We start from the raw sequence: 17,444 nt of genomic DNA on the forward strand, positions 1-17,444 counted from the left end.
TTTAGCTACAGACCTCCTGTTATAAAGGTCTTATTATATGTACACCATGAATTTAGGGGCGTTCACGGTTTGTTTTTCATCTAATGGATCATCTTGTTTTTCAGTTTACATTTATAGTTACGTTGGTCGTTCCGGTCTTCCGGAATTTTTGCGAACCTAGTCGGCCTTTGTCCCGAATGTTGTTGAAAAGGTCACCCAAAATGAGGATCCCTCGCCCTCAACACTTTCCATGCCAATGCTGCCACCCATAAGTTCGGTATATTGTTTTACGATATTAAGTCCCAGTCCGGTACCTTGTATGTTTACACTGTTCTTGGCCCTAAAGAACCTCTCGAAGAGTTGGTCCTGTTCCCCTTCGGGAATGCCGATACCCTGATCGGTCACTTTGATCGTTACGGTATCCTGTTCTTTTTCGACCGAGACGGTAATGGCTTGGCCCTCATGGGAGTATTTAACGGCATTGCTCAAAAGATTGGTCAGTACATGGTGCATGAGTTTGGGGTCTAGGTGGGCCACGATGCTTTTTGCATTTGTTTTCACCTTTATATGCTGCCCCTTTTTTCGGTTGGGATCGAATTCCATGACACTTTTTTTGGTGAAACTTACCAGATCCATGGGTTCGGGATTGGGCCGTACCTGACCTTCTTCCAATTTGCCCAAGGAAAGGAAATCGTTTAAGATCACCACCAAGGCCTTTACATTCCGTCTGATTTGGTTTACGTATTTTTCGCGCTTGGCTTCTTTTCCGGGGGTATTTTGTTTTTCGATAAGAATGGCCGAGGAATGTATGGCACTCAAAGGAGTCCTGAATTCATGGGAGGCCATGGAGATGAAACGCGATTTCAATTCATTGAGTTCCTGTTCGCGTATCAAGGCTTTTCGTATTTCGGTCTCTGCCAGTTTTAGTTGGGTAATGTCATTGTATACGAAAAGTGACCATTTGACCTCATTGCTTTCGACCATTAAGGGAGAAGTATTTACCGCAAAATACTTGTTGGCGAACTCGATTTCAAAGGAAAGGGTTTCGCCTTTCAGGGTCCTATCGATATCCTTTTTAAGACGCTGTACGCGTTCTTCGGAAAAGACAGGGATATCCTCGAGATTTTTTCCTTCAAAATCATGCTTGTCCATGGCCATACGTTGCAATTCCCGACCATCGATATAGACAATGTCATAGGTGGCATTAAAGACGATAATGACCCCGTTCGGATAGTTCTTGGCTATGGACGTAAACATGGCCTGATTCTCCAAGGCCCTAATTTCGGCCCTTTTCGTTTCCCTGATCTGGTTCTCGAGGTTCAGGTTGGCCTCTACCATTTTTTGTACCGTTACCTTTAGTTCATTGGTGCGTTCATTTACGGTTTCTTCCAGTTCACGGGCGTAGTCCTCTAACAACCAATGTGATTTTTCGAGTTGAAGCCGTGTTAGGTGGTCTTCTATGGCGATGCTGATCAATTGGATGAGATCGGCAATGATGTCCCTTTGGGCATCATTGGGTTTAACCCGTTTTTTGCAATATATTCCGAATATGCCCAGTATCTTTTGTTCCGAAGAAAAAATGGGAAAGGACCAACATGAATTCAATCCGTATTTTATGGCCGCTTCATGGTAATCTTTCCAAAGGGGATTTGTGGTAATATCGGTAACGATGATCTCTTGTTTTAGATAAGCGGCTTTTCCGCAGGAGCCTATGTCGGGCCCTAAGGGTGCACCTTCAATGATATCGCAAAATCCTTCGGGCATATTGGGGGCGGCCAATTTGTGCAGGGTTTGCTTTTTCGGGTCTAACTTGTATATGGAAGCCATACAGCAGTCTAAATGATCCTCTACGACTTCAACAATGGTCGTACCTATTTCTTCTATGGGATCTTGCTTGGCGATACATTCGAGAATTCGCCGTAATTGGTCCTTGATCTGTATTTCTTTGATGCGTTCGGTCTCATCGTTCTGAATACCGATATAATGGGTCAATTTTCCGGTGGTATCACGAACTGGGGTAATCGAAAGTTCATTGTAAAAAAGGGTGCCGTCTTTTTTGTAATTGCGAAGTATGGTTTGGCAGGATTCTTCCGCGGCGATGGCCTGTCGTAAGGTCTCTAAGCCCTCTTGGTCCCGGTCATCGTTTTGTAGAAACCTGCAATTATTGCCTATAATCTCGGAACGGTCATAGCCCGTAAGGGAACAAAATGCATCGTTACAATAGATGACCGGTAGGTCGGGTAACTGCGTATTTACGATAATGATACTATTTTGGGCCGCTTCCAAAGCGCTGTTCCTGATGTTCAGTACATCCTGTATGGACTTGGTTTCGGTAATGTCGCGGACAATACAAAGAAATGTCCCGTTTTCAAGGGGTACAAACCGTATTTCAAGGTCTTTAAGGGTGTCGTTTATAGGCACGCTGATGACCTCTAAAACGGTATTTTCGGTTTTCCTGACTTCCTCGATGGCCCTAAGGATCTGTACACTGGTTTTAGGGGGTAGTATCTCTTTGAAATTTTGTCCGACCAGATTTTCTATTGGTCCCAGAAAAGGGGAGAAATCGGAAGCATTTACCTGTAAAATCGTACCGCATTTGTCATATACGAAGATGATATCGGGTAGGGCTTTCAAAATTGCCCTGTTCTTGGCCTCGCTCTCCTTTAATTCCCGTTCGGTCCTTTTTTTATCGGTAATATCGCGTACGATGGTCAAAAGCTTACCGTGGTCGGTCAAAACGGTCCGCGATTCAAAATCGACCGTCTGCCCATCTAGATCCATCGAATACTCCCTGATCTGTAATTTTTTTGATGTTATGACTTGGTTATGGGTCGCCAAGATCTTTTCGGCCATGGCCTCTGGTACGACGTCCCTAATGTTCTTTCCGATCATTTCGGATTCAGGGGTCTTTACCACGGAGTGTTCCGGTGCAAAATACGCTTCGATGTTTCCGTCCCGGTCCTGTATGACTGTAATATCGGGTAAGGCGTTCAATAAGGCTTGGTGCTTTGCTTCCTTCGCTTTTAATTTATATTCCGTTATTTTAAAGTCTATGGTATCCCTGATAAAGGCAATGGTCACCTTTTGTTTATCAAGGGTCGACGGGACAAGGCTGATGCGTAACGGAAATTCCGTTCCGTCATTTTTTATGCCCAATAGATCCAGTTCGTGATTCATGGAACGTTCCTTGGGGTTTTTCGAAAAATCCGTGAAATGTGATTTGTGGGCTTTTTTTAATTCTTTGGGGAGCAGGCAGTCCAATTCCTTGCCCAATAACCCCTTCGGGGGATAGCCGAACATGCTTTCACAAGCCGTATTTGCCTTAATAATGATTCCATTTTGGTCAACAACAAGTATGCCTTCCAGCGAGGTATCGAAAATCTGTTCATAAAGGCCAAGGTCATTGAGGTTTTTTTCCATAATGTTTTGTAAGTGCTTGGTCGACTAATTTTAAATGTAATATAATAACGTGTTTTTTTATATGACATTAATCATATTGTTGTACCGTTAGCAGGTAAAAATAAGCATACCCAAACGCATATACACCTATTTTGTTCAAGGGTATGGATGGGATTGCCACCCATCGGCATCAGATTGATTTAAATCATTTTGGTTACCACATCCTTGGATTAAATTCATCTCCTAAAAAAAGGGAATATATCCTATAGTCAAGAATTTAAGTACAGTTCCGATGATGATACACAAAATAGTCAAAAAAGATGATCCCGGCATTTTTCTGGTGCCGATCGCAAAATTGTCACATCTCGAGAAATGGGTGGAACTTAAGCGGAAAAGTTCCTCGGACATGCAATTGACCTTGTTGTTTAAAATTGGACAGCATTTTTTTGGGGAAGGGGAATTAAACTTCTTGAGACCTGCATTGAAAGAATATTGGGAACGTATATTGGGGCCGGACTTGGAATTCGGGTTTTTCTTTAATGAGGATATCGGGACGATATTTGTCGCTGGGCCCTATAGGGGGCTTTTCTTGCAAATGATCAACGATAAAAAATTGGGGTCGTTTACCAAAGGGGTCCATGGTATATTGGGAGGACTGGGGTTCAATGACCGAAAAACCGCGGAAGCCATTGGGAAGTTAAGGCAAGGGCACTATTTGATCATTGGGAAAACCATTGCGGATGCGGTAAATGGAAACCATTAAGGGTTGAAAGCAACCGGACATTGGTACGGACAAGCCGATGAGCAGCCTCCTAACCCTTTTTATGGATCAGTAATTCCATCTTCTTTTTGGCGTCACTCAGGATCACCGAATTTTTTGCGAAATCTTTCCAAGGGTCTACTCCGTTGGTCATCCTTTCCAAAGTGTTTTTGATGGTATAGGCTTGGGAACTGTGGGTTGTATCCAATTCTTTCCAAGTAATGGGCATGGCCACAGGGGCGTTTTCCAAGCCCCGTATCGAATAAGGGCACACGACCGTTTGGTCATGGGAATTGCGAAGGTAATCTATGAATATCAGCCCTTTGCGTTGATTTTTTCTATGGGCAACGGTAAAGGTTTCTGGATATTTTTCAACGATATGCTCGGCCACTTTTTTGGCAAATTCCCCCACCTCTATAAAATGATCCATCCGCATGAGGGGGATCACCAAATGAACCCCTTTGGAACCGGTGAGCATTACGTAGGCAGGGAGCCCCAATGTAACTGTCAAAAATTCCCGGAGTAACCGAACCCCTGTTTGTACTTGCGCAAAATCATAACCTGGGGGATCCAAGTCAAAAATCAACCGATCGGGATACTCCAACTTATCGGTCTTACTCAAGGTCACATGAAAGGTTATGGTATTTTGATAGGCCAGAAAGGCCAAGGTTTCGATATCGTTACAGATGACATGGTTTACCCATCGGTTTTTCTTCCTGATCTTCATGGTTTGTATCCAATCGGGAAAATATTCCGAGGTGTTCTTTTGAAAAATACCTTGTTCTGCAATTCCGTTGTGGTGGCGGTGAAGGGTCAAAGGGCGGTCTTTGAGGTAAGGCCACATAAATTCCGAAATAGCCCTATAATAATCGATTAGGTTCCCCTTGGTGATTCCCGAAACGGGGAAAAGCACCTTTTCATTTTGACTTTTTTGTATGAATTGCATCATTTTGACTCTTCGGGACTCTTTGTTTTCCTTGTTTTTTGCCCAATAGCGGTCAATTAAAGGGGTATTGATCAATTGCAATGAGTCTTGAGTCCTCGTTTTGTCGGGCATGTGCAATTTGAAGAATAGCATGGTAATATACGGTTATGTTACCGGTGCCCAAATGATACAGGTCATCTGAAATTTTTAATTTGGACAGTGTACATGGCTGACCTAAATCATTTTAGGAACAACGGTAAGATCGCATTTTTGTAGATGAAAGTGCGTACCGGGTTCGGTACTAAAATCAAATACCATGAATACGATCACGTCAAATCCCAAAACGGAATTATTATTGGGTGCAAGTCTTGCCGTACTGCATCAAGAAAGTCGCGAATGGAAAGATACCATAGCTTTTTGGAAAGACGAAATGAAGTTTTTTTCCAACATACTCGATAAACGTGAAATATATAAGTCCGAATATGCCAAGATGTTGAAATACCTTGATAAGGTACATGAAAACCTTTTCGATTACCTATCCGAGGATATCAGGGCACATGAAAGAATATTGTCCCGACTTATGAAAAAGGAAAAGGGGATATCCGATGGCTCTTATAGGGAAGAGCATGCAAGGTTGTCCGAAAGTATGGCGCTTTTTAAAAACGATTTCAGGGAATTCAAGAAAATGGTGTTCGGGTATGCGAAAAAACGCTGATGTCGATTTAGTGCCCCCTTGTCCTAAACATCGATTTCGAGTCCGATGGGGCAGTGGTCAGACCCAAGGATATCGGAATAGATTTTTACATCCTTGATTTTATCGATAAGGGATTCACTGACCAAAAAATAGTCGATTCGCCACCCGGTGTTCCGCTCCCTTGCCTTAAAACGGTAACTCCAATAGGTATAGGCCACCTCTTCGGGATATAGGTGCCTAAAGGCATCCACTAAACCGGCATTGGTAAAATTATCCATACCATCGATTTCTGTTTGGGTGTAGCCTGCCGTTTTATTGTAATTGGATTTGTCGTTCTTAAGATCGATGGCTTTATGCGCCACGTTGAAATCGCCACATGCGATGACCGGTTTATGCTTTTCCAGGTTTTTAAGGTACGCCAGAAAATCGGCATCCCATTTTTTGCGATAATCCAAGCGGTCCAATTTTTGGCCAGAATTGGGGACATATACATTCACAAGGTAAAAGTTTCCATATTCCATACATTGGATCCTCCCTTCGGTATCGTGTTCCTCGATCCCCATATCCAACATCACTTCGATCGGTTCGGGCTTACTTAAAACGGCGGTACCGGAATACCCTTTTTTTTGGGCCGAATTAAAGCTGGTTCGGTAGGCTTGCATTGGGGATAGGGCTTTTTTGACCTCCTCGTCCTGGGCCTTGGTCTCCTGTATACAGAGGATGTCCGGATCCATCGTTTCAACAGCTTCGAAAAAATCCTTTTTGATGACGGCCCGTACCCCGTTCACGTTCCAAGAGATGATGTTCATAGTCCTGTATTTAGCAGTTCAAATATACGGTTTATATGGGACGGGTGCCAACACTCCGCTGATACAGTTTAACCAACTCATACCAGATGACACACAAAAATCCGATGCCCGTACTCATAAGTATTTGGTTGGCCTCCAAATGGGAAAAACCAAAGAAAACGGTCAGGGGCGGTACGAATAGGAGTAGGGCGGTTAGGGCGATGGTGATCGCAATTATCAGGGGCACTAGGCGGTTCTTGTTTTTTAGGGTTGAAAAAATGGAAAAGTGGAAAGAACGGTTTACAAGGGTCAAGACAATATTCGCAACGATTAAGGTAACGAACACCATGGTTCTCGTGGTAGCTTCGTCGAACCCCGAATGAACGGCATATTGATAGGTGGTCAAGGTACCCACGGTGATCATCAACCCCTGGATGACACTCGTGGCCAATTCCATCCAATTAAAAAAAGTAGCCGTAAAAGGACGGGGCTCCTGGATCATGGTGTTTTTCTCCATAGGCTCATTCTCATAAATGATACTGCAGGTTGGCCCCATGATCAATTCCAAAAAGATAATATGCACGGGGGTGAATATGTTGGGGTAGGCCCATCCCAGGACCAAAGGAAAAAATACGGTGAGGATGATGGGAATATGTATGGAGATAATGTATTGAATGGCTTTTTTTAGGTTGTTATAAATACGCCTCCCCATGGCAATCGCATCTATCATTCGCGAAAGGTCGTCTTCGAGTAAGATCACCGATGCGGCCTCTTTCGCCGTTTCCGTACCCTTTTTACCCATGGCCACCCCAATATGGGAGGCTTTAAGGGCAGGGGCGTCGTTTACACCGTCCCCGGTCATCGCCACGATTTCCCCGTTGGACTTTAGGGCATTTATGATCTTTAACTTCGCATCGGGATACACCCGTGTAAATATCCGATATGTGGCAACATGGGCTTTCAGTTCGCTGTCGCTCAGGCGCATCAAATCGGTACCCGAAATGCTTTTGTCGTATCCCCTAAAACCTATTTGCTTGGCAATGGCCGCCGTGGTAAGGGCATTGTCACCCGTTAAGATCTTGACCTTGATTCCCGCCGAGGCAAACCCCTCTAGCACGGATCTTATGTTTTTTTTGGGGGGATCGTAAAAAGCAACGATCCCTTTGAATTCGAATGTGAAATCCTGTTGTTTTTCAGGATAGGAATCCCCATCGAATTCTGTAGTCCCAACGCCCAAAATACGATACCCGTCCTTGGCTAGAACATGAATGGCGGTGTTTATCTCCCGTATTTCGGTTTCGGTAAGCTTGGAGACGGCAATCAATGCCTCTGCAGCACCTTTGGCCGCAATGATCCGGCCTTGGCCATTGTTTTCGAAGATATGCGTCATCATTGGGGGTCTGCCCTCCAGGGGGTACTCGTGGACCATGCGATATTTGTGACGGATATCTTTTGCGGTATTTTTCCTGTAAGCTTCGTGAAGGGCAATTTCCATCCCATTGAAAGGTATGGGCTCGCTGGCCCACATCGCAGCGATAATAAGATCCATTTCTGCCGGATCCAAGTGGCCGTTCACATCGGTAATGCCCTTTGAGGATAAGGTCCATAGTTTGGCCAAAACCATTTTGTTCTCTGTGATGGTCCCCGTTTTATCGGAACAGATAACTGTGGCACTCCCCAAGGTCTCGACGGTTTTCATTTGCTTTACGATGACCCCCATCTTCATTAAGCGATACGATCCTAAGGCCATAAAAGTGGTAAAGGCGACAGGGATCTCTTCGGGTAGGATAGACATGGCCAGGGTGAGGGCCTTGAGCAGGCTGTCGAGGACATTTCTTGAATTGTAAAAATTCATGCCCCAAACGATGATAAAAACGATGGCCCCAACGAAGACCATTTTTTTGACGAAATTGTTTATTTGCCTTTCAAGGGGGGTCTTTTCCTCGGAAATACTTTCAAGGCTTTTTCCTATTTTGCCGATTTCGGTTTCATTGCCTACAGCGGTTACCGTCGCAATGGCAAGTCCACTTGCAACCGTGGTACCCTTGAAAACGGAGTTGTTGTCGGTGCCCGAATCTTTAAAGACCGAAAGGGATTCACCGGTGAGCAGTGATTCGTTTACCGAAAAATCATTGGAGTGTACTATTGTACCGTCTGCCGAGATGGTGGTTCCTTCCTCGACCATTAGGCTGTCCCCGACCACCACGTCCCCACTGGGGACCTCGATCACCTTCCCGTTACGGATGACCTTGCATTTGGGCTGTACGAACGATTTCAGTTTCTCGAGGGCATTTCGGCTACGCCCATCTTGATATAACGAAATGGCCGATACCAGGACAATGGCGGCGGCAAGGAAAATACCATCCCCGATGTCACCCGAAATGAAATAGATGGCCGATGCCACCAACAATAGGATGACCATGGGTTCTTGGACCAAACTTTGCAGGGCCTTTAAAACACCCGCCTTTTTCTTGCCCTCCAGGGTGTTTTTCCCGTAGCGCATCCGCGCCAGCAACACTTCTTCGGAATTCAGTCCCTTGATATCGAATTGGTCTATAGACATAGTATATTGGGCTTGGTACACATGGGTTGATACAAATTACGATTTGGTTTTAAAAGCGCATAAAAATATATGGGATATTCTTAGAACTGTTTATTTCTGAATATGGAGATGACGACAAAAAAACCTAGAATGGCCGATAGCAAGAAACCGATGGCCCCCAATAAAGGAACCCCTTTGATCAATGGGGGCATCTCGGCCAAGACCAAAATGGAACTGCCTATGGACAGTGCCGCGATAATAACCGCGAAGACCAAGCGGTTGATCGCCTTGTTCGATGTGGCCTGAAACTCCTTAAGTCCTTTGTGTTCATGTATGACCACGAGTTTCCCTTCCTTGATCTTCTTCAAGATGATGCTGAGGTCCTCCGGAAAATTGCCGATAAGGGTATCATAGTCCTGAAGTCTGGAAATGTTTTTTTTGAACAAACGCCTTAAACCGAATCTTTTACGTGTTAATGTGATCACATAGGGCTTTAGGTTTTCCGTTATATTGAATTCCGGGTCGAGTTTGAGTCCGACCCCCTCCATAATGATCAAGGCACGGATCAATAAGTAGAGGTTATGTGGGAGGATAATGTTGTTATGGTATAGGATATCCTTGAATTGTGTGAGGATAGTGCTCAATTCAATATTGCGGATCGAGGTGTCGCTTATCCCTTGGACCAAGGTGTGTAAATCTTGCTGCAATTCGTTGTCGTCTGAAATCTCGGCTTTTATGGCTATTTTTTCCAAGATGGGAATCAATTTCTTAACGTCTTTTTTCGTGAAAGCGAGCAGAAGATCTCCCAATTGTTCTTTTTCATGGGGCAATAAGTTGCCCATCATCCCATAATCGAGAAAGCATATGCGGTCCTTTTCCGGTAGTATGAATATGTTGCCGGGATGGGGGTCGGCATGAAAGAAACCAAAATCCAAGACTTGTTCCAAATACAGGCTGACACCGATTTGGGCTACAGCCTTGCAGTCTATACCCAGTGCGGTCAGCTTTTCCACTTCTGAAATTTTGATGCCATCGATATACTCCATGCATATTAGGCTGTCCGTTGAGTATTCGCGATAGACCGTGGGAACATACAGGGTCCCATTGTCCTGGAAGTTCTTGGCAAAGCGTTCCATATTATCGATTTCGGATAAAAAATGGAGTTCTTCATGGATGCTCTTTTCAAAGGCCGCCACAATTTGCATGGGTTGGAAGGCTTTGGCCTGGCTACTGTGTTTTTCAAGACTTTTGGCCACCTGTTTCATTACTTCGATATCCGAGTCGATGGTTTCCAGGATGTTCGGGCGTTGTATTTTTAGGGCGACCCAATCCCCATTGGACAATCGGGCCTTGTGCACTTGTGCCAATGAGGCGGCGGCAATGGGTTCCGGGTCAATGAATAGGAAGTGCTCCTGGGAATTGATGTTTAGCTCTTGTGCTATGGCCTTGGCTACATCAAAATCCTTGAGTTTGGGAACACGGTCCTGTAATCTTTCCAGTTCCAGGATCAGGCCCGGGGGCAACATATCGTCCCGGTTACTGAAAATCTGGCCGAGTTTAATATAGGTAGGGCCCAATTCTTCCAAAACCATCCGGATCCGCTCGTATGTGGATAGGGATTGGGTTTTGTCATGTTCTGGATGTTTTGATAAAGGACTCCAAGGAATCAACTTTTTCATGCTACTTTGGGCCATGATGTGGTCAAAGCCATATTTGGCCAATACGTTAAAGAGCTTTTTGTATCGCTTCAGTTTACGGCTTTTTGATGGTTTGGTTTCGGGCATTTTTACGAGTTCTTGGATAAGAACCGAAAGAAATCTTTTTTCAAGTCGGTGTATTTCTGTCTTTGTTTTTCCATTTTCATTCTGTAGGCGGCATGTTGCTTGGTCAAGGCGATGTGCAAAGCCCGGTTTTCTAATTGGCCATGGTCGGCCATATTTGCCTCATGGTCTTCAATAGCCTCCTCGAAATCATCGATTTTGGCACCGAAGATCACGAATTCGCTTTGGAAATATTCGAGATCCTTAACCACTTCCTCCTTGGGCCATCGGGTCACCATTGTACTGAGTCTGTTAGTGAAAGAGCGTATATCATTTTTCCAAAAGGCCAGTTCCGATTTCCAATTTTCATGCTCGAAGTGCATATGTTCATTGTAGGGTACTTTAATGCTATTTTCCATTGGAATTACTATTATCATATTTATCATGTTTTAAGTATTCACACTATTGGAAGCTTTGGGTAGGGTCCCGGTTTCGGGCAACCCCCTTTTGCCCAAAAGTTCTTCCAATGCTTCTTTTTCAACAACTTCCTGTGTAAGGAGCAATTGGGCCAGTTTTTTCAATTCGTCTAAATGTTCGATCAATAGGTTTTTTGTCCTTTCATAGGCCGTATATACCAGGTCCCTTACTTCCTTATCGATCAGCTGTGCCATATGTTCGCTATAGGGTTTGCCCAAAAAGCGTTCGTTCTGGCCCGAGGAGTCATAAAAACTGATGGGGCCTATTTCCTCATCCAAACCGTAAAAAGAAACCATACTGTAGGCCTGTTTGGTGACTTTTTCAAGGTCGTCCAAGGCTCCGGATGATGTTTCGTTGAAAATGATTTCCTCTGCGGCACGCCCTCCCAAGGCGGCACAGATTTGGTCAAGGAATTGGGATTTGGTGACGATCTGCCGTTCTTCGGGCAAATACCAGGCCGAGCCCAATGATTTTCCCCTGGGGATGATCGAAACCTTTACGAGGGAATCGACATTTTTTAGGAACCAGCTAACAATGGCATGGCCGGCCTCATGGTGGGCAACGATTTCTTTTTCCTTGGCCGAAATGATCTTGCTTTTGCGTTCCAGTCCGCCGATAACCCGATCGCGGGCTTCCATGAAATCCTCCTGCTCAACCGCCTTTTTTTTATTCCGTGCGGCGATTAGGGCAGCTTCATTACAGATATTGGCAATATCGGCGCCGGAAAACCCGGGGCTCAATTTGGCCAAAACCGATACGTCCACATTTTTAGAAAGTTTGATCGGCCGCAAATGGACATTGAATATCTCTATGCGTTCCTCCTTGGTCGGCAGTTCAAGGTATATATGGCGATCAAATCGCCCTGGGCGCAAAAGGGCCTTGTCCAAAACATCGGGACGGTTGGTGGCCGCCAATACGATTACCCCGGTATTCGGGCCAAAACCATCCAATTCGGTCAACAATTGGTTTAAGGTACTTTCCCTTTCATCATTGGCCTGGAAAGCATTGACCTTGCCCCGAGAGCGGCCGACGGCATCGATTTCATCGATGAATATGATACTGGGCGACTTTTCCTTGGCACGTTTAAAAAGATCGCGAACCCGTGATGCCCCCACACCCACGAACATTTCCACGAATTCGGAACCTGACATGGAGAAAAAGGGAACTTGGGCCTCGCCGGCAACGGCCTTGGCCATAAGGGTCTTTCCTGTCCCAGGCGGACCTACAAGCATGACCCCCTTGGGAATTTTGGCCCCCAATTTCGTATACCTTTCGGGGTTCTTTAAAAAGTCGACCACTTCCATTACCTCGGCCTTAGCTTCTTTAAGTCCGGCAATATCCTTAAAATTCACCGTGGTCTTGGATCCCTTTTCCGTCAATACGGCCGTGGATTTCCCGAAATTGAAAAGGGGGTTCGAGCCTTTGCCCCCACCGCCTAGTTTACCCAGGATGTACATCCAGAATAAAAGAATGATCCCTAGGGGTAGCAACCAGGAAAAAATATTGACCCAACTGCCACGGTTCTGGTACTGCACGTCTATGGCCATAGTCGGGGAGACGGACTCTTGTGCCCTTTGCAACTTGGCTTCGAAACTATCTACGGATCCTATGGTAATGCGGTATTGGGGTATGTCGGCCGTTTGTAACCATTTTTCCCCGATATTCCTGTTTGCCGTACTCCCCGTTAGGTCTTTTTTCACGTATATTTCGGCAAATTCCTTATTGACTACGATGATTTTTTCGATCTTATCCTGGGCAATAAGGGAATCCCTGACAAAGCCCCAACTTTTTTCCTTTGTACTGCCGGATGGGTTTGAAAAAAAGGTGAACACCAATAAAAATGCAAACAAGAATAGGTAGAACCAATTTAAGCCGGCACTCCAAAAGGGTGGCTTTTGATTTATTTTCTTTTCCTTATTTGCGTCTTTATTATCGGGCTGCTTCATTTTGTTTCGATATTCCGAATTGTTTTAAGGCTTCCATGGCTTCACATCCATAGACAACTGATGGTCCGCCACCCATTAGTACCGATACGCCGATCGTCTCCATGATTTCTTCATGTTTTGCCCCAGCTTGTAAGGCATCGTGTACATGACAGGCAATACAACCTTCACAGCGAATGGTTATGGCTATGCCTAAAGCGATCAATTCTTTGGTTTTTGAAGTGAGCGCTCCTTTTGAAAGGCTGGCATGGTGGAGTTCTGAAAACCCTTTCATGGTGTCGGGGATTTCAATCCCCAATTCGGTCATTTGATGACTTAGGTCATTAAACTTTTTTGGATAATCCTGTAACATGGTATTAGTACTTTAGATGAAATTCATTGGGTTGAACCTTCTATGATCCAATGCTATCAAAGCTATGTTACTTAGCGGTAAAATCGAATGACCTAAATCATCCCATTGCCAGGATTATCGGGAAATATGGGGTTTTGCGGCAAGAACGGTGACTTGGACGGCTAAAACCGTCCGTTTGGCGTGATTTTACCGAAAATTACCCATTGTGCCAAAGTTGATCTATTTTTGTTTCCACAGGGTCGGTTATATCGATGTGATCCTAGGAAAATGAAAATAGTTTACTGGATATATGCGATACGGATCTATAATGAAGGGCATTAGGCATTGGAATTTGTTGGGGGGCATTAGCAAATTGGTTGAATACCTTTTTTTGATTTTATGCTTAACGGTTCTTGTGACGGGTTGTGGATCATTGAAAACGGTCACTACCATTTACCCGATGGCAAGTCCTGAAATGCCTTCCGGTGTGGTAAAGGAGGAAATAACGGAGGGTACTACGGATCTATCCGATGTTAGCCTTGACGACCATGTTAAAATCCTTGTCGAGCCACTTACCGATATCACTATTTACGACAAAGAGGCCGATTCGTTGATACAGATCACCCCCGGTGAGGAAGGCAATGTGGTTGTGGATCCTGAAGTCTTGACCGATGAAACCGAATTGACGAACGGCTCGGAAGTGGTGGGTCCGGTAGCGCTGAAAATCGTTGAAAATTACAACAATGCCGTAAAAAAAGAACCTGGGGGCGATTGTTTGGCGGTCAGCAAAGGACGGTTTATGAAAGCCTATTGGGAAATTTACGGTCATTCGGTGTACCGGGACCTGCCGAATCATATGGCTACCAACGAATATACGGCCCGGGAGGTTTTCGATAATCTTTATGTTTCTGCCTCTGGGGTGCATAAGGGGTGGCGTAACTTACCCGAAAAATATAGGGGTAAGGGTAATGCCGGGGCGATTGCCTATGCCGGAATGGGAACCTTGATAGATTCGACGGGGATATGGGGAGGAAAGCTCAGGCCCGGGGCCCTGTTACAGGTGTGGAGGTACAAGAATGACTATTTGGAAGTGGTCAAAGGTGTGGAGAACAAGGAGTTAGATCCCTACGGACATTCCTTTATTTTTTTGGAATATGTGCACGATGAAAATAACGATATTATAGGTATTCGGATTGCCGATCAGGGGTTCCAAAGTTACAGGCCCCTTTTGCCCCGTGACTATGAAGTTTGGTGGGCCGTGAACCTCAGCATTTGATTTTTTATGATAAATCTATGAAAGTTTAACATTTTGAATGAAATTCAATCCAATTCCAAACGTTACATTCTTAATACGCTGATTTAAAAGAATATAATGTTGTTTTTTTCCCTTTTAATGCTTTTTTGGTTCCCCGACGATCCACCCCAAAATAATGCGCACTCCGTTGTAGCTTCCTATAGGAACACCATCGGGATGACGATGATAAGGCCCCAAGCTTATAATGAGCCGGGGTCAGGACATATGCTGTCCGATCCCGATACCCTTTCCTATACCTATGACAATGCCAAAATGAGCATTGGGGAGCTTAGGGAATGTTTGGGGGAGCAGTATAGGGAGGGGCGGATTTCGATGGAAGGGATCAAGAACGAATTCACCATGAATTTGGTCGATGGATTGATACCCCATTGGTACGGTACCCCATGGAGTTTTGGCGGGCATACCGCTACTCCGAACGAAGGGAAGATAGCCTGCGGTTATTTTATTTCGACCACATTGCGCGACATGGGGTTACGGCTCAATCGCTACAAATTGGCCCAAAAATCGCCTATTGATGAAGCCATGGCCATTAGTTGTGGGTCAAAAATTTACAGTGTTGCCCAAGAAGATCATGATGCGGCTTTTAAGGAAATCGATGAACTAACCCAGGAAGGGTTGTATTTTATAGGTTTTGATACGGGACATGTAGGTTACCTTTTGAAAAGGGACGGTGAACTGTTCTTGATCCATTCGAACTATCTGGCCCCCATAGCGGTTTGTATCGAAAACTTTAAGGATTCCCGTGTGTTTAAAAGTTATACCAAATTCCATTTGGTCGATATTACACATAATAAAACCCTTTTGCAGCGCTGGTTGAATGATTCCCATGTACTGTAGTATCCCTTCTATTTATCGGTGGTAGATCTCTAAGGCTTTATGACTACTTGGGGCAGGGTGAAAACCCTTCTTTCCATTGGCGAAATCCCGCATGATCGTCCCAGTGCTATCTTTCAAGGATGATTTTTGACTCCTGGGAGCCAAGGACCGTAATTCGTTCCTAGTACTTGGCAAAGTCGGATGAAGACCTACGGATTTCAAGGATAAACGTAAAGCCCCTTGAGGCCTGTTGATATGATTTAGATCATTTGCAAAGCGCCTCAATTCCAATAGCTTTGGGTTAAAACCAAAACTTCGTACTACCTTGAAAACGATCCTTTATGTTACCGATTATTCGATGAATTCCGTGGCCGCACTGAAATATGCCCACGAAATGGCCACGCATATGGAAACCCGTTTGGTGATTACCCATGTTTTTGATAAACCTAACGAAATGGGGGCAGTAGGCACGGATGAACCTTCCCCTAATTTAGGGCAAAATGCCTTTAGGGTACATCGTTCCAAGTTGGAGGGATTCTGTGAAGAACACCTGGACAGTGGTTACCAGGATACCCTACTGCAGATAGAGCCGGCCGAAAACAAATCGGTTGTTAAGGGTATCATAGAAGTCGCTACCAAATGGCACGCCTATTTGATCGTAATGGGTATGAAGGGAGGCAGTGCTTTTCGTGAAATCCTTATGGGCAGTACTACAAAACAACTTATCGAGCAAGGGCCTTGCCCCATTTTATCGATACCTACAGGAACAAGTTATCGATTGCCCAAAACCATTGTATACGCTACGGATTTTGAGGAAGAGGATGTTTATGCCATTCGAAAGTTGGCCGAAATGGCCGAAAAATTCAGGGCGTTGATCAAGGTCGTGCATATTTCCACGGAAGAGGAGTATAAAGGGGAAATGCAGATGGAATGGTTTAAAGAAATGCTCTTGCAGAAAGTAGTTTACGAACGCATGGATTTTGAGGTGCTTTTCTCCAATGACATTTTTGAGTCCCTTAGACGTTATATCGGTGAGGAGTATGCCGATTTGATCGTGATGTTGGAAAGGGAAAAGGTAGGTTTTGTAAACAAATGGTTTCGTCAAGACCTGGTCAAAAAAATGGAATCTTATGGGAAGGTCCCTCTTTTAAGCATGAGGGGCAGCAATCATCAACTTTTTTATTTTAAAAGTGCCTTATGATCACCAGTGATAAAGGCAGGGAATCATAGGCAAAATGGATTGGCTTTCGTTGGGGGCAAGGGGCTGTCTTTCTTCTTGTGCGGCCTATGTCTTGTCCCGATTTTTTTGTTGCATCCGTAATGGTGGGAATCTCCTTCCAAGGTCTTGAATTAATCAAATTGACAAAAAAATAGGTCTAAATGATTTAGGTCATTTACAAGAGGTTCTTAATAGGTTATTTTACACGCTAACCTAAAACTAAAGAAAATGAAAGCTGTGGTAAACGTTCAAAACCTCCTTACCGAAGAAGACAAAAAAGTAATCCTGAGAAACCTAAGTCGTATAATGGACATACGGGTCATTGACATTGATGTTGAAAACCGTACGTTACAATTCCTATACGTGCATCAGTTGGTCTTAAACAAAGTGCGAGAAGAAATGGTTCGATTGGGATATCCGATACAAACCGATAGTTCGGATACATACCTTCCAAGGATTTTCAATAATGACGCGATGCGTTCGGCAAATTATTAAT

Annotated in this window: 14 protein-coding genes; 6 read left to right on the forward strand and 8 right to left on the reverse strand. The window is 44.5% G+C overall.

Annotated elements, in window-relative coordinates; all coding sequences use genetic code 11:
- Positions 1-156: 156 nt before the first annotated feature.
- Positions 157-3,399: a PAS domain S-box protein gene (locus PHU20_RS11870; RefSeq protein WP_274825587.1), complete on the reverse strand. Its 3,243-nt coding sequence runs from the start codon at positions 3,397-3,399 to the stop codon at positions 157-159.
- A gap of 271 nt (positions 3,400-3,670) precedes the next feature.
- Between PHU20_RS11870 and PHU20_RS11875 the strand changes: the two genes are divergently transcribed.
- The gene (locus PHU20_RS11875; protein WP_274825588.1) at positions 3,671-4,141 is read left to right on the forward strand and encodes a hypothetical protein; all 471 of its coding nucleotides are present in this window, start codon (positions 3,671-3,673) and stop codon (positions 4,139-4,141) included.
- Between the two features lie 49 nt (positions 4,142-4,190).
- Here PHU20_RS11875 and ligD read toward each other — a convergent pair whose 3' ends face one another.
- The gene (gene ligD / locus PHU20_RS11880; protein WP_274825589.1) at positions 4,191-5,216 is read right to left on the reverse strand and encodes a non-homologous end-joining DNA ligase; all 1,026 of its coding nucleotides are present in this window, start codon (positions 5,214-5,216) and stop codon (positions 4,191-4,193) included.
- Positions 5,217-5,379: 163 nt separating this feature from the next.
- On the opposite strand from ligD, the gene PHU20_RS11885 reads away from it, so the two are divergent.
- Positions 5,380-5,778 (forward strand): hypothetical protein, encoded by a 399-nt coding sequence (locus tag PHU20_RS11885; protein WP_274825590.1) that lies wholly within the window; start codon positions 5,380-5,382, stop codon positions 5,776-5,778.
- A gap of 23 nt (positions 5,779-5,801) precedes the next feature.
- Here the strand turns inward: PHU20_RS11885 and PHU20_RS11890 are convergent, their stop codons facing one another.
- The 6 genes from PHU20_RS11890 to PHU20_RS11915 all read right to left on the reverse strand — a co-directional run bounded on the left by PHU20_RS11890 (position 5,802) and on the right by PHU20_RS11915 (position 13,619).
- Positions 5,802-6,566, reverse strand: coding sequence for an exodeoxyribonuclease III (locus PHU20_RS11890; RefSeq protein WP_274825591.1), 765 nt, complete (start codon positions 6,564-6,566; stop codon positions 5,802-5,804).
- A gap of 31 nt (positions 6,567-6,597) precedes the next feature.
- The gene (locus PHU20_RS11895) at positions 6,598-9,108 is read right to left on the reverse strand and encodes a cation-translocating P-type ATPase (protein WP_274825592.1); all 2,511 of its coding nucleotides are present in this window, start codon (positions 9,106-9,108) and stop codon (positions 6,598-6,600) included.
- Positions 9,109-9,188: 80 nt separating this feature from the next.
- A complete protein-coding gene (locus tag PHU20_RS11900) occupies positions 9,189-10,871 on the reverse strand; it encodes an ABC1 kinase family protein (protein WP_274825593.1) in 1,683 nt (560 codons plus the stop codon).
- 2 nt (positions 10,872-10,873) lie between these two features.
- Positions 10,874-11,284 carry a hypothetical protein gene (locus tag PHU20_RS11905; protein WP_274825594.1) on the reverse strand — a complete coding sequence of 137 codons (411 nt, stop codon included), beginning with the start codon at positions 11,282-11,284 and terminating at the stop codon, positions 10,874-10,876.
- 12 nt (positions 11,285-11,296) lie between these two features.
- Complete coding sequence (gene ftsH, locus PHU20_RS11910) at positions 11,297-13,270, reverse strand: ATP-dependent zinc metalloprotease FtsH (protein ID WP_274825595.1); 1,974 nt, start codon at positions 13,268-13,270, stop codon at positions 11,297-11,299.
- Positions 13,254-13,619 (reverse strand): carboxymuconolactone decarboxylase family protein, encoded by a 366-nt coding sequence (locus PHU20_RS11915; RefSeq protein ID WP_274825596.1) that lies wholly within the window; start codon positions 13,617-13,619, stop codon positions 13,254-13,256. Before PHU20_RS11915 ends, ftsH begins: the two co-directional genes overlap by 17 nt.
- Positions 13,620-13,908: 289 nt before the next feature.
- Between PHU20_RS11915 and PHU20_RS11920 the strand changes: the two genes are divergently transcribed.
- From PHU20_RS11920 to PHU20_RS11935, 4 genes are all read left to right on the forward strand, one after another.
- Complete coding sequence (locus tag PHU20_RS11920) at positions 13,909-14,874, forward strand: hypothetical protein (protein WP_274825597.1); 966 nt, start codon at positions 13,909-13,911, stop codon at positions 14,872-14,874.
- Positions 14,875-14,970: 96 nt separating this feature from the next.
- Positions 14,971-15,750 (forward strand): hypothetical protein, encoded by a 780-nt coding sequence (locus tag PHU20_RS11925; RefSeq protein WP_274825598.1) that lies wholly within the window; start codon positions 14,971-14,973, stop codon positions 15,748-15,750.
- 304 nt (positions 15,751-16,054) lie between these two features.
- On the forward strand, positions 16,055-16,930 hold the full coding sequence (locus tag PHU20_RS11930; protein ID WP_274825599.1) for a universal stress protein: 876 nt from the start codon (positions 16,055-16,057) through the stop codon (positions 16,928-16,930).
- A gap of 246 nt (positions 16,931-17,176) precedes the next feature.
- On the forward strand, positions 17,177-17,443 hold the full coding sequence (locus PHU20_RS11935; protein WP_274825600.1) for a hypothetical protein: 267 nt from the start codon (positions 17,177-17,179) through the stop codon (positions 17,441-17,443).
- Position 17,444 lies beyond the last annotated feature (1 nt).

The sequence above is a fragment of the Maribacter polysaccharolyticus genome, from assembly GCF_028882255.1.
In the GTDB taxonomy this organism is placed as follows: Bacteria; Bacteroidota; Bacteroidia; order Flavobacteriales; family Flavobacteriaceae; genus Maribacter_A; species Maribacter_A polysaccharolyticus.